Below are 13,911 nucleotides of genomic sequence, written 5' to 3' on the forward strand. Positions count from 1 at the left end.
CCCAAAGTGCAGCCGGGCTGGAAGGTGTGCGCCTCCCCGCAGAAGGAATAGCTGCCCTGCGCCCCGGCGGTGACGTTCATCAGCCGGATGTTGGGGTACTGCTTTTGCAGGATGGCCGCGCCCTTTTCAAAGTCGCTCTGCCCGGTCATGAACAGCAGCTCGTTGTCGGAGATCTTGAGGATGTCGCACCGGGCCAGCCCCCAGGCGATCTGCTCCTTTGCCTCCTCCAGACTGTCCCACAAAGGCTCCCGCAGGTTGGGGTCAAAGGAGATGAGGGCGCCCGCCTCCCTGGCCAGGGCCACCGCCTTCTGGGTGGCGGCGCGGCAGGGCTGTCCGGTCAAAGACAGGGTGCCAAAGTGGAAGATCCGGCAGCTCCGAATCAGCTCCTGGTCCAGGTCCTCCACGGTCAGGTTGGCGTCCGCCCCCGGCTTGCGGTAAAAGCTGAAATCCCGGTCGCCCCCGGGCAGGGTCTGCACGATGGCCAGGGTGGTGTGTACGTCGGGATCATACCGCAGGCCCTGCAGGCCGATGCCCGCCTCCTCCGCGGCCCGGGCCAGCTGGCGGCCAAAGCCGTCCCGGCCCACTTTGCCCACAAAGGCACAGCGCTTGCCCAGCTTGCGCAGCATGGCCAGCACGTTGCAGGGCGCGCCGCCGGGGTTTGCCTCAAACAGGGGGTTGCCCTGCTCCGAAAGCCCGTTCTGCGTGAAATCGATCAGCAGCTCTCCCAGAGCCACCACATCCCATTTTTTGTCGTTCACGATTTACTTTCCTCCCCCAACTCCAGGCTGTATTTTTCCACATCGATGCGGGCGGCGCCCTCGGTCACCTCAAAGCTGACCGCCTGAGCGCTCTGGGGAGTGTACAGGGTCATGCTGGCGGCCTGTTCGCCGTCGTTGACGAATACTTCCAGGCTGTACCGGTCCATCACGATCCGCAGCTTGACCGCGCCCCCTTGGGGCCGGACCGGGAAGTCCCGCACATTGACAATGTCATAGGGAAAACCGCTGTGGGTACGGTCGATGCGGACAGTGCTGTTCGCAACCTTGTAGCGGACCACCGTCTCCCGGTTGCCGTCCTTGGCCAGACGCAGTTTAAAGGTCTGGTAGGATGGGCTGCCATCCACCGGGCGAACGGTAACGGTCATGTCCAGCAGCCGGCCCTCCACCCCGTGGAGGCTGACCTCTCCGGCGGTGAGCAGAATGTCACGGTAACTGACCTTTCGGCCATGGTAATTCGCCAGCTCCCGCACCGGATTCTGGATCAGGCGGCCATCCCGCAGTTCCAGCTCACGGGGCAGGGTCATCTGCCCGAACCAGCGGCAGCCCTGGGGCTGGCTGCCGGTGGTGGCCCAGTTCTGCATCCAGGCGATCATGATCCGGCGGCCGTCATAGGTCTCGAGGGTCTGGGGCGCATAGAAATCGGTGCCGTAGTCCACCGCCTGGACGGCTTCCCGCTCAAAGTGCCGGGAGGCTTTGTCGTAGCTGCCCAGCAGGGCCGCCACCCCGTAGCCGGCGTGGAATTCCAGCCCGATGGCGGTCATCTCCTGGGGGCTGACCAGCAGCACCCGCCACCCGTCCAGCGGGAAAAAGTCGGGGCACTCCCACATCCGGCCATACTCGTTGCGGCTGGCGTCCAGGGTGGTGGAATAGGTCCACTTGAGGCCGTCTTTGCTCTCGAACAGGCGGATGGCGCCGCTGCCGTCCTCGGTGCGGTTGCCCGCCACCATATAAAATGTCCCGTCCTCCTGCCAGATCTTGGGGTCCCGGAAGTCCAGCACGCTGCCCCCTGCGGGCAGGTCGCTGCCGTCCAGAACGGGGTTGCCGGGGTATTTCTCATAGTTGACCCCGTCGCCAAAAGCAAGGCACTGCTGCTGGAACTCTTCCATCCGGCCGTCCGGACGGCGCATCCGGTAAACGCCGGTGTACATCAGCATCTGCCGGCCGTCGGGCAGTTCCAGGGCGCTGCCCGAAAAACAGCCGTCCCGGTCGGCGGGGGTGTCGGGGGCAATGGCCACCGGCAGCTGTTCCCACCGGATAAAGTCGCGGGTCTTGACGTGCCCCCAGTGCATCGGGCCCCAGTTGGTGGAATAGGGATGGTGCTGGTAGAACAGATGGTACTCCCCTTTGTAGCAGGAAAAGCCATTGGGGTCGTTGATCCAGCCGATGGGCGCCGTCACATGAAAGGCGGGCCGCTCGGCTGCGGGTATGTGGGGAGCATATTGTGCCTCAAAGTCGCGGGCTTTCTGCAAGGTATCGCTGATCATGGAGGGACCTCCTGGGTGATAGTTTCGTTTTTGCTTGGAAGCGGCACGATCTGTGCCGGGGTTGATATCCTCACCGGCAAAGCCCTGCCGCGTCCCTGGTCGGGGGCAGCGCGGCAGGGCCCAGCGCGGTGTAAGAAGAATGGAAGAAGAATGCGTATGTCGGGGTCAGAATATCAGCTTTCGCTGGTGTAGCGTGCGTAGGCGTCCTGGTAGACCTGCAGCAGCTGATCCATCCCGCAGCTGTCGGCCAACATCTGCTTGTAGGCCTCCCACTCCTCGTCGGTGGGGCCGCCGTCCCGGATCCACAGGCCTTCCTGCTCCGAGACCATGGTCTCAAAGTCAGTCTTGTACCGGTCGATGGTGTCCAGCTCGTCGGTGGTAAAGACGCAGTCCACCGGGTACACCGCTGTGTCGGTGACCTGGGGCATCCAGTAGTCGTACAGGTCGTTCAGCCGCTCGATGGCGCGGTCCTCCATCTTGAAGGTGGTTTCGTAGTACTCGGACAGGATCAGCTTGGGCCCCCAGACTTCATACTCGCCTTTCAGTTCACCGGCACCCTTGCCGTACTACTCGCTTAACGGCCCCATCTCGCACTATTAAGGGAAGCGTCTGCTTTTTGGTCTGTGAGGCACGAAAGTAAATTTGACATGCACAGCCCCGACTTGATCTGTGTCAGATCGGGGCTGCCACATCGACATATGGTAAAATGGAAGGAGGATGCGCAAAACGAGAAATCTTATAGGTTTAGGGCATACTGCTCAACACTGATTCGGGCTGCACCGTCGGCGGCAAAGGTGATGCGTTCGGCTTCGGGTGGGGTGTAGATGCAGGCCGTCATAGTCTGCTCGCCGCCGTTGATGAACACCTCGATGCTGTTGCGGTCCAGAAGGATGCGGAGGTTGAGCGTATCGCTCTGGCTGCGCACGGTACAGCTGCGAAGGTGTACGATATCCTGATGGAACCCTGCCTGGCTCCGGTCAAGGGTGAGCCGCCGGGTGCGCGGCTCATAGGTAAGGGTGGTAGAGTGGGCACCGTCGGAGGCCAGCTTGATGGTAAAAGCACGGCACTCCTTGCCCTCGGGAGTGATGGTCACGCGGAGGTCAGCCACCCGGCCGCCAATGCCTTCCAGAGCCGTCTCGCCTTCCATGCGGACATTCTCATGCAGGACACGCGCGCCATGGGCGGCGTCCAGTTCCCGGACGGGGGTCTGGATGATCCGGCCGTCCCGGATGTGCAGCTCCCGCGGGCAGATGGTCTGTCCGAACCACTTGGCCCCATGGGGCTGATCGCTGATGCCGGACCAGGCTTGCATCCAGGCGGTCATGATCCGGCGGCCGTCGGGCGCCTGGAGGGTCTGGGTGGCATAGAAGTCGATGCCCTCGTCCATCAGCTGGACGTTTTCGCGGACAAAGCGATGGTTCACAGGGTCATAGCTGCCAATCAGGGCGATCACGCAGTGCCCGTTGTGGAACTCGTCCCGGGCCTGCATCTCCATCGGGCCAACCATCAGCACCTGCTTGCCGTCCAGCTCAAAGAAGTCGGGGCACTCCCACATGACGCCGTATTCGCCGCGGCTGGCGTCCAGAATGGTGACGTATTCCCAGTGGAAACCGTCGGCGCTGTGGAACAGCAGGGCCGCGCCGCCCTCTGTTTTGCCCTGCCCGACCAGCACGGCGGAATAGCTGCCGTCCGGCTCCTGCCAGATCTTGGGGTCGCGGAAATCAAAGCGGCTGAAGCCTTCGGGCAGGCAGGTTTCGTCCAGCACGGGATTCTGAGCCAGCTTGACGTAGTCGAGGCCATCTCCGACGGCGACGCTCTGGGTCTGCACATCCCGGGTCTTGCCGTCCGGCTGCTCTTCCCTGCGGACGCTGGTGTAGAGCAGCAGCTGCCGGCCGTCAGGCAGCTGTGCCGCCGAGCCGGAGAAACAGCCGTCTTTGTCGCAGGGGCTGTCAGGGGCAAGAGCGGCGGGCAGATAGTCCCAGTGCAGCAGGTCGGTGCTGACGGCATGGCCCCAATGCATGGGCCCCCAGATGGTGTCGTAGGGGTAGTATTGATAAAACAGGTGGTAGTTTCCCTGGTAGAACGAGAAGCCGTTGGGGTCGTTCATCCAGCCGGTGTAAGGGGTCAGGTGGTAGGCAGGGCGTTCGGCGGCAGAAATGGCCGCGCCGTGCTGCGCCTCATAGGCGCGGGCATTTTGTAAGGTCGTGCTGTCCATAGCAGCCTCCTGTGAAAAGATGCTCCGGGCCGAGGCCGATTGTTCAAGTCGGAGGCCCGGAGGTTCGATTTTGCGCGGGGATCAGGCGTAATAAGCGTCCAGATACTTCTGCATGATGGCCAGGTAGTCAGACAGGCGGTATTCCTCCAGCATACCCAGATATTCCTCCCAGGCGCCGTCGGCCATGCCGTTCATGATCCAGTCGGCCTTGCAGGTGTTCATGTAGGTGGACAGGTCGGTCTCGAGCTCGGAGATGGTATCGGTGTCCTCGTTGCTCATAAAGACGTTGGGGAAAACATAGTCGTTGTGCATCTCGGGGGTGTAGATCTGCTCGATCCAATCCAGACGGTACTGGGCGTCGTCGGGGCAGGTGACATAGACGTCGTAGTAGTCGTTCAGGATGGCCAGAGGCCCGTTGACGCTTTCCGCCTCGCGGACCTCGACAGGGGAAGCGTCACCCAGGGGCGCGTGCTTGAGCATCGGCTCGCCGTCGGCATTGGTGGACATTTCAAAAATATCAAAGCCGTCGTCCTCGCCGTAGGTGCCCCAGTTGTTCTGGGCCGACTGGATGGGGATGTACATCTGGTCCAGCCAGGCACAGACCAGGGCGGGATTGGCTGCCTTGGCAGTGACCACGCAGCGGCCGCGGTTGAAGCCGCTGGTGAAAGATCCATTGTACGGGGTAATGTTGGTCGTGTCGGCGGCCAGCGGGGGCAGGGGCTCCCAGTCGGTCAGGTTGTCAATGTTGGCCACATCCCAGGTAAAGCAAACGCCATACCGGCCGGATTTGCCCTTGGAGACATAGGTGGACCACTCCTGCGTGAAGCACTCGGGGTCGATCAGGTTTTCGGTGTACAGCTTGTGCAGCCACTGGATGCCGTCCCGGTAGCCCTCCTGCGCGGCGGCGCAAATCACTTTACGGTCGTTGGTGACAGCAATGTGACGGCTCTTGTCCTGGTCGCCATAGCCCTCGCCGAAGCCGTTGATGAGGATGGCGGGGTCCTGGTCGCCGTCGTTGACGATGCAGGACATGGGGATGATGCCGCCCTCGATGCCGAACTCGCTCTGAATGGAGGCGGCGTTGTCCCGGAAGGCGATCAGCACCTGCTCGAACTCGTCCACGGTGTGGGGCATCTCAAGGCCCAGGAAGTTGAGCCACTTGGTGTTGATGAAGGGCATACTGCCGACGGTCTGGATCGCGGTCTTGTCCACACCCAGCTGCTCGATCCAGGGCAGGGCCCAGATGTGGCCCTCGGTGTCGGTGCACATGGTGCGGTACTCGGGGTACTTCTCAAAGACGGCCTGCAGGTTGGGCATACAGGTGTCGATGTATTCCTCCAGGGCGATGACCACCCCCTGCTTGGCGTAGCGGAGCAGGTTGCTGTCCGAGAAATCGGCGGTAAAAACAAAGTCGGTCAGGGTGTTGGGGTTGGACATATTCAGGCTGATCTTGTCGCCCCACTGGTCGGACTGGATGGCGGTCCACTCGATGTGGACGTTAGTGGATTCTTCCAGCCGCTTGAAAATGGTGCGGTTGTTAGGTTCCGATTCGCTGCCTGCGGGATAGCTGGTGGTACCGGTCAGGGTGACAGTCTCGGCCAGAGGAAACTCGACGGGGCCGTCCACCACGACGGCCGCAGCCGCTTCATCGTTGGCAGAGCTCTTGCCGCCGCAGGCGCTCAGAGCCATGGCGGAGCCGGCCAGGGCAGCTGCTTTGAGGAAGTTGCGGCGGGAAATCATCTTTTTCATGGCGTTTTCTCCTTTTTCTTCTTGGTTTGTGTTCTGCAGGGATGCGGGCGTCAGCCCTTGATGGAACCGGCCATGATGCCGGCGTCGAAGTACTTCTGGAAGAAGGGGTACATGACGATCAAGGGCAGGCTGGAAATGATGATGGTGGCATATTTGAGCAGCTCGGCCAGCTGGGCGCGCTCAGCGGTGCTCTGGATGTCGGCGATCATGCCGGACTCGGGCTGGCTCTGGATCAGGATGGAGCGCAGCACCAGCTGCAGGGGCTGCTTGGCGGTGTCGTTCAGGTAGATCATGGCGTCAAAGTAGCTGTTCCACATGGCGACGAACTGCCACAGGGCCAGCACCGCCACCAGAGGCATACAGATGGGCACCAGGATCTTGAAGAAGAAGGTCATCTCGCTGGCGCCGTCCACATCGGAGGCCTCCCGCAGCTCGCGGGGGACGCCCTGGTAGTAGGTGCGGGCGATGATCATGTTCCAGACGCTGAACGCGCCGGGCAGGATGACGGCCCACATCGAATCCAGCAGGCCCAGGTTGTTGATGAGCAGGTAGGTGGGGATCAGGCCGCCGCCGAAGAACATGGTGATGACAAAGAGGGTGTTGAAGATCTTTTTGCCGCGGAAATCGGGCAGGGACATGGGGTAGGCCGCCAGCATGGTGACCACCACCGAGATGACGGTAAAGAGCACCGAGTAGAGGACGGCGTTTTTGAAGCCGGTCCAGATCTGGGCGTCGGTGGCCACGCGCTCGTAGGCGGTCAGGGTCCATTTGCTGAAATCAAAGGTGATGCCCTGGTTCTGGAGGGTGACGGGGTCCATGAACGATGCAATGACGATGTACACCACCGGGACCACGATAGCGACCACGAACAGGGCCAGCAGGACATAGCCGATGAACAGGATCGCTTTATCCTGCCGGGTATAGATCGCGAGCCGGCCGCTCTTTTTAGCTTTCGCTGCCATGACTGTGCCTCCTTATAATCCCTTGCCGTCGTTCATCTTGGCGACGATCTTGTTCACGGCTATCAGCAGGATGACGTTGACCACCGTGTTGAACAGGCCGACTGCCGTCGAGAAACTGTAGTCACCGTCGATCAGGCCGCGCTTGTACACATAGGTGGCGATGATCTCGGAGGTCTGCATATTCAGGTCGGTCTGGAGGGCGTAGGCTTTTTCAAAGCCGATGCTCATGATGTTGCCGGCCTGGAGGATGAACTGGATGACCACCATATCCTTGATGGCGGGCCACTCGACCGTCATGATCTGCTGCAGCAGGTTTGCGCCGTCGATCATGGCCGCTTCCTTCAGGTCCTTGCTGGCATTGGAGAGGGAGGCCGTGTACATGATGGAGGACCAGCCTGCGCCCTGCCAGATGCCGCTGATGATGTAGATGGGGCGGAAGGCCTCGGGGATGGTCATAAAGTTGATGCTGGTGTGCAGCAGCCCGTTCAGCGGGCCGGTGACCGACAGAAGGACGCGGACCATACCGCAGAGGACGATGACCGAGATGAAGTTGGGCATATACAGCACCAGCTGGATCTTCTGTTTGATTTTTTTGCTCTCGATGCGGTTGAGCAGGAAAGCCAGAATGATGGGAACGGGGAAGCCCCACAACAGGCCGTAGACGCTCAGCTTGAGGGTGTTGACAAGGTAGCGCTGGAAATCCGGCGAGGACATGAAGCGCCGGAAATGCTCGAAACCGACCCACTCGCTGCCCAGGATGCCCTGGAAGGGGTTATAATCCTGGAAAGCGATCAGGATGCCGCCCATCGGCATGTACTTGAAAATCAGGGTCAGCACCACAGCCGGCAGAATGAAGATCAGATACAGCTGCCAGTGCCGCGCCATATAGACGCCCGTATTGTGCACACGCTGGCTGGCCGAGACTGCTACCGTCCCGGATCGGGATGCTTTCATGTAGATTCCTCCTTTTTCTATACAATGTCACTTTCGATTTTACATTTGCACTATCACCGGAGATTAAATCCCTTAAGACTGTTTCAAATGTAAAATCCTTACGCTCTTTTTATACCACGCCGTATGGCAAAAGTCAACATTATTTCGCCCGCCCGACAGTATATTTCGGTGAGTTTGTATGATTGCACAAAAACCGGTGTGTGCAAATGTGCAAACCGATGTTTTTGCGTTTGCACATTTGACTAATGTGTGCATTTGCACTATACTATAAGCAAAGGAGGGATTCCGATGGCAACCCGAGTAACCATCCAAGACATCGCCAACGAGCTGCAGCTCTCGCGCAGCACAGTATCGAAGGCTATCAACAACACCGGCGTTCTGGCCGACGCCACCCGCGAGAAGATTTTGCGCAAGGCTGCCGAGATGGGCTACAAGCAGTTCGCCTACCTGCCCCTGTTCCAGCCGGAAAGCGCAGCGGCCCCGGCGGACGCCCCAACAAATGCGCCGGCCGAGGCGGAAGCCCAGCCTGGCGGCAAGCGGGAGATCGCCATGATGACCACTTGTTTTTTGAGCAACTCCCACTTTTCTTCCATGATGCTGGACCGCTTTCAGTCCGAAATCCATCACCTACACTACTGCATGACCATCTACCGCATCTCCCCGGAGGAGCTGCACCAGCGCCGCCTGCCCTCTGCCTTTGACCCCGAGCGCACTGCCGGTATCATCTGCTTCGAGGTGTTCGATTATGAATACGCCCAGATGCTCTGCGAGCAGGGCATCCCGTTGCTGTTTGTGGACTCCCCGGTGACCGAGCTGAAAGCGCCCCTGAAAGCGGACCTTTTATATATGGACAACCATGTGGAGATCCAGCATTTCATCCAGATCATGCACCAGCGTGGCAAGGATCGGATCGGCTTTATCGGCGAGATCGGGCACTGCCAGTCCTTTTTCGAGCGGTATGCCGCCTATGCCAGTGCCATGACCCAGTTGGGGTTGGCTGACAGCTTGCAATACTGCGCGCTGGAGGGCCTTTCGCCTGCATATTTTGAAGATGCGCTGCGGACCATGCTCAAGAACTCCGGGCTGCCGGATGTTTTTATCTGCGCCAATGACTTTGTAGCCATTGATGCCATCCGAGCCCTGCGCAACCTTGGGGTCTCCGTGCCGGAAGACATCTGGATCTGCGGCTTTGACGACAGCCAGGAGGCTTCGGTCATGACGCCGCGGCTGACTTCCATCCATATCCACGGGCAGATCATGGGCTTTACTGCCGCCGACCTGCTGATGACCCGCATCAAGGAACCCTCGCTGAATTACCGGACCGTCTACACCGAGACCAATCTGATCCTGCGGGAATCCACGGGAGACCATGAGGCAAAAGTATGAGCAACCTGATCGATCCTGACCGCCCGCTGATGGCCTTTATCACCAAAATGGCCTACAGCGCCTACCTGAACATTTTATGGCTGATCTGCTGCCTGCCCATTGTCACCATTGGTGCGTCCACTACCGCCCTGTTCTACGTCACCTTAAAGATGGCAGAGGACCGGGACGACGGCTTGACCGGGATGTTTTTCCGGGCTTTCCGGCAGAACTTTCTGCCAGCCACCAAACTCTGGCTGATTTTGTTGGGCACAGGGGCGTTTCTGGCAATAGACGGCTATATCGTCTGGCATATCTGGAGCCAGAGCATATTCTGGACGCTCGTCGCCGCTTTGCTCATCGTGGCAGCCATTGTCTACGCGGTGGTTCTGCTGTATGCGTTCCCCCTGCTGGCGCGGTTCGAGAACACGACCTTCGGCATTCTCAAAACTGCCCTGCTGGTGGGGCTGCGCTATCTTGTCTGCACGCTGCTGATGACCGGCATCTATTTTTTGATGGGCTGGGTGGTGGTCAACCTCTTTACCCCCGCCTTCCTGCTGGGGTTTGGCTGCTGCGCAATGCTCTGTTCTTTCCTGCTGGTCAACATCATTCACGCCATTGGCGGCGACCCGGACGCTGAGAACAAAGAGGATGGAGAAAACCAACATGCCGCGGATGAATGAGCGGGCCCGGCAGGACTGGGCCACCCTGCGCAGCCTCCATGGCAAAAAGAGGCTGGAGCATATCTGGAGCTACTATAAGCTGCCCATCATCGTCGCGCTGATCCTGTTTTATATGGCAGGTTATGCCGTCTACCGGCAGGCCACCAAAAAGGAGGAAGTGCTTTATCTGGCGCTGGTCAATATCGCGCCGGGCGACACCCTGACTGAACAGCTGACCGCCGGTTTTGCCAGGGACCAGGGCCTGACCGGCAAACAACAGGTGTATCTCTACAGTGGCCTGCTGCTCTCGGAGAGCGAGGGCGCGGATGAAGAATATGTTTATGCCTCTGAAATGCGGATTGTGTCGGCCGTCACAGCCCAGCGGCTGGACGTTGTCCTGATGGACGCCGAAGCGCGGGACGCTTTTGCCGCCCAGGGCTATCTTGTGGACCTGAGCAGCCTGATACCCGGCCTTACGTGCCAATGGCTGGACGTCTCCCAAACGCCGCTGATCCGTCAGGCCGGCTTTCCCGAGGCAGTCTATCTAGGGGTGCTGGCCAACGCGCCCCACCCCGAGCGCGCCGCCGCCTATATCGACTATCTGCTCACATAAGAAAGGAAGGACCGTCCATGGATATTTTGGCAATCGGTGAAATTTTGATCGACCTGACCCAGACCGGTACCGACGAAAACGGGATCCCTCAGTTTGCGGCCAACCCCGGCGGCGCGCCCGCCAATCTGGCGGTGGCAGCCGCCAAGCTGGGCGCACAGACCGCCTTTATCGGCAAAGTAGGTGCCGACGGCTTTGGCAGTTACCTAACCAGCGTGCTGAAGCAGAACGGGGTGGACGCTTTCCACGTGGCAGTTGACCCCGAGGACCCCACTACCATAGCGGTGGTTTCGGTGGACGCCTCCGGCGAGCGGAGCTTTAGCTTTTACCGTAAAGCGAACGCCGACGTCAAGCTCACTGCCGGCGATATCCCCGACAGCGCCCTGCAGCGCGCCAGGTTTGTCCATTTCGGCTCGGTCAGCCTGACCGCCGACCCGTCCCGCAGCGCCACTCTGGACGCGGTGTGCCGTGCCAGGGCAATGGGCAAGGTCATCACCTATGATCCCAATTATCGCGCAAACCTCTGGCCGGATGCGGCTGCCGCCGTCGCACAGATGAAATCCCCGCTGAAACTTGTGGATATCCTCAAAGTCTCGGATGAGGAGCTGCCTCTGCTGACGGGCACCACCGACTGCGAGACCGGCACCGCCCTTTTGGCCGAACAGGGCATCCGGCTGATCTTTGTCACCCTTGGGCCAGATGGCGTATTTTACCGCATGGGCGGCCGGACCGGACGTGTTGCCGGTGTCCCCTGCACCGTCGGGGATACCAACGGCGCGGGCGACACTTTCTTCGGCGCGGCCCTCTCCAAACTCTGCAAAGAGGACCTTGACGCCCTGACCCCTGAAAAACTGGAAGCCATCCTGGCCTTTGCCAACAAAGCCGCCAGCCTCACCACCAGCCGGCACGGAGCGATCCCCGCCATGCCCACCCTGGCGGAGGTCGAAGGCTAAAATTCAGACACATAACTTGCCCGCAGGAAAGCCGCACAGACTTGCCGCGGGCAGTTTGTTCTTTCTGGGGTGTGCTGTACAGCCTATAAGGAAGCAGGGTTTGGGGAAGGTACTCCCCAACAAGTACGACCGGTCAGTGTGCTGCGATTTCAAATTTTGAAATTGTGGCCACAGGTCAATACTTGCTTATCGCTTTTTTTCAAAACTTTTCCCTCTCTGATTTTCAAAAGACATTGCGTATTTATTGATATATCAACTATTTGCAGCGAAACGCTTGCCTTGTCTCGCAAAATATGGTACACACGTTATACGAAAGTTTGACGCTTCACGTTCAACCGAAGGGAGGCCCCGCCATGACCGCCGTCATCTACGCCCGCTATTCCTCCGACAGCCAGCGCGAAGCCTCCATTGAAGGCCAGCTGCGGGACTGCAAAGATTACGCCGAGCGCAACGGTATCACCGTCGTGGGCACCTACATCGACCGGGCTTACTCTGCCAAGACCGACGACCGACCCGAATTTCAGCGGATGGTTCAGGACAGCGCCAAAAAGATTTTCGATGCGGTCCTGGTCTGGAAACTGGACCGCTTTGCCCGCAACCGCTACGATGCAGTCTACTACAAACGTCAGCTTGAAAAGAACGGCGTCCATCTCGTTTCGGTCATGGAGCCGATCTCGGACGGCCCTGAGGGCATCATGATCGAGAGTCTGCTCATTGGCATGGCCGAGTATTATTCTCAAGGTGGCCCGCGGCGAACGCGAGAACGCCCTTAAGTGCAAGTGCAACGGCGGGGTAGTGCCGCTGGGCTATGTCATCGGTAAAGAGGACCGCCTCTACCACATCGACCCAGAGACGGCCCCCATCGTGCAGGAGATTTTCACCCGCTACGCCGACGGCGAACCAGCCGAAAAGATAGCGGCTTCCCTGAACGAGCGGGGCCTGCGCACCCGTACCGGGAAACCCTTCGTCAAAAACAGCTTCTTTCAAATCTTCAAGAACCGGCGCTACATTGGGGAGTACAGCTACAAGGACATTGTGATCCCCGGTGGCGTGCCCGCCATTGTGGACCAGGCGCTGTTCGACCGGGTGCAGGAACGCTTCGCCAAAAACAAGATTACCCATGGCCGCCCGGCCAAAGAGGCGATCAACTATCTTCTGACCACCAAACTGTTTTGCGGGAAATGCGGCACCCTGATGGGCGGCGAGAGCGGCACCAACCACATGGGCACCACCTATCACTACTATAAGTGCGGCAAAGCCAAGCGCAAGGGGCAGGCACATTGCAGCTTTAAAGCGATCCGCAAGGAACCTTTGGAGCGCTTTGTGGTGGATACGGCGGTCAAATTGGTTTTGAACGATCCAGTCATTGAACACCTGACCAATTTAATTCTGGAAGCCCAGAGCCGGGAAAACACCCGCCTCCCGGTTCTGAAAGAGCAGCTCCGGGACACAGAAAAGCGCCTGTCCAACCTGCTGGAGGCCATTGAGCAGGGCATCCTGACACCCACCACCAAGCAGCGCCTGGACGAGTTGGAAGCCCGCAGAGACGCCCTCAAGGCCAGCATCCTGGAAGAAGAGCTGCAGCGGCCAGCTCTGAGCCGGGAACAGATCCTGTTCTGGTTTGAGCAGTTCCGGCAGGGAGATGTGAACAGTCCTGCTTACCAGCGGCAGATCATCGACAACTTCGTCAACTCGGTCTATGTCTTTGAGGACCGGGTGGTGCTGAACTTCAACTTCAAAGAGAATGCCAAGACCGTCCCCCTTCGTGAGGTTTTGGGTTCGAGCGCTGATGGGAATGGCCCACCAAAATAAAAACCCGAGGCCGCAGGCCCCGGGTTTTTGTTTTGCGCGGGCATCGCAGAGGCGCACCCTAGTCCTGTACTGCTGCGCAAGCGAGGCGCTGCCTGCGGCAGAAGCAGCCGAGCCGGCGCGGGGCCGCAGTCTGTCTTTTGCAAGCCCGCTGCGACGGACGCAGCAAAAGCAGGGCACCGCAACCCGGCCCACCAAAATAAAAACCCGAGGCCGCAGGCCCCGGGTTTTTTAGACTGTCAAAAAAGTCCCGTCCAGCTGACATGTGCGGATGGACGGGACACATACAGGGAAATTTGGCGTTGAGAGTGTGCGAGCCGCTTTGCGGCGAGTGCGCGGTTCAGCGCCAAATTTTGTCCCCAGGGGGATACC

11 protein-coding genes and 1 pseudogene are annotated in these 13,911 nt (G+C 59.6%); 5 read left to right on the forward strand and 7 right to left on the reverse strand.

Annotated elements, in window-relative coordinates; all coding sequences use genetic code 11:
* The 7 genes from B5E66_RS12090 to B5E66_RS12120 all read right to left on the reverse strand — a co-directional run.
* Positions 1-758 (reverse strand): carbohydrate kinase family protein (locus B5E66_RS12090; protein WP_143406997.1); only part of this gene is annotated, 758 nt, incomplete at its 3' end.
* Entirely contained in the window at positions 755-2,263 is a 1,509-nt protein-coding gene (locus B5E66_RS12095) for a glycoside hydrolase family 32 protein (protein ID WP_087233542.1), read from the reverse strand. The genes B5E66_RS12090 and B5E66_RS12095, both read right to left, overlap by 4 nt.
* A 173-nt stretch (positions 2,264-2,436) precedes the next feature.
* On the reverse strand, positions 2,437-2,739 hold the full coding sequence (locus B5E66_RS12100) for a hypothetical protein (RefSeq protein WP_087233545.1): 303 nt from the start codon (positions 2,737-2,739) through the stop codon (positions 2,437-2,439).
* A 260-nt stretch (positions 2,740-2,999) separates the two neighbouring features.
* Entirely contained in the window at positions 3,000-4,478 is a 1,479-nt protein-coding gene (locus B5E66_RS12105; protein ID WP_087233548.1) for a glycoside hydrolase family 32 protein, read from the reverse strand.
* An 81-nt stretch (positions 4,479-4,559) separates the two neighbouring features.
* The gene (locus tag B5E66_RS12110) at positions 4,560-6,227 is read right to left on the reverse strand and encodes a twin-arginine translocation signal domain-containing protein (RefSeq protein WP_087233551.1); all 1,668 of its coding nucleotides are present in this window, start codon (positions 6,225-6,227) and stop codon (positions 4,560-4,562) included.
* Between the two features lie 50 nt (positions 6,228-6,277).
* On the reverse strand, positions 6,278-7,189 hold the full coding sequence (locus B5E66_RS12115) for a carbohydrate ABC transporter permease (protein WP_087233555.1): 912 nt from the start codon (positions 7,187-7,189) through the stop codon (positions 6,278-6,280).
* Positions 7,190-7,201: 12 nt separating this feature from the next.
* Complete coding sequence (locus B5E66_RS12120; RefSeq protein WP_446718517.1) at positions 7,202-8,074, reverse strand: ABC transporter permease; 873 nt, start codon at positions 8,072-8,074, stop codon at positions 7,202-7,204.
* A 357-nt stretch (positions 8,075-8,431) separates the two neighbouring features.
* On the opposite strand from B5E66_RS12120, the gene B5E66_RS12125 reads away from it, so the two are divergent.
* From B5E66_RS12125 to B5E66_RS12145, 5 genes and pseudogenes are all read left to right on the forward strand, one after another.
* Positions 8,432-9,529, forward strand: coding sequence for a LacI family DNA-binding transcriptional regulator (locus tag B5E66_RS12125; RefSeq protein WP_087233561.1), 1,098 nt, complete (start codon positions 8,432-8,434; stop codon positions 9,527-9,529).
* Complete coding sequence (locus tag B5E66_RS12130; RefSeq protein WP_087233564.1) at positions 9,526-10,188, forward strand: YesL family protein; 663 nt, start codon at positions 9,526-9,528, stop codon at positions 10,186-10,188. Before B5E66_RS12125 ends, B5E66_RS12130 begins: the two co-directional genes overlap by 4 nt.
* Positions 10,172-10,780, forward strand: coding sequence for a hypothetical protein (locus tag B5E66_RS12135; RefSeq protein ID WP_242958193.1), 609 nt, complete (start codon positions 10,172-10,174; stop codon positions 10,778-10,780). Before B5E66_RS12130 ends, B5E66_RS12135 begins: the two co-directional genes overlap by 17 nt.
* 17 nt (positions 10,781-10,797) lie before the next feature.
* Positions 10,798-11,730 (forward strand): carbohydrate kinase family protein, encoded by a 933-nt coding sequence (locus B5E66_RS12140; protein ID WP_087233567.1) that lies wholly within the window; start codon positions 10,798-10,800, stop codon positions 11,728-11,730.
* 353 nt (positions 11,731-12,083) lie between these two features.
* A pseudogene (locus B5E66_RS12145) lies at positions 12,084-13,542 on the forward strand (recombinase family protein).
* Positions 13,543-13,911 lie beyond the last annotated feature (369 nt).

The organism is Faecalibacterium sp. An121 (assembly GCF_002160915.1).
GTDB classification, from domain to species: Bacteria; Bacillota; Clostridia; order Oscillospirales; family Ruminococcaceae; genus Faecalibacterium; species Faecalibacterium avium.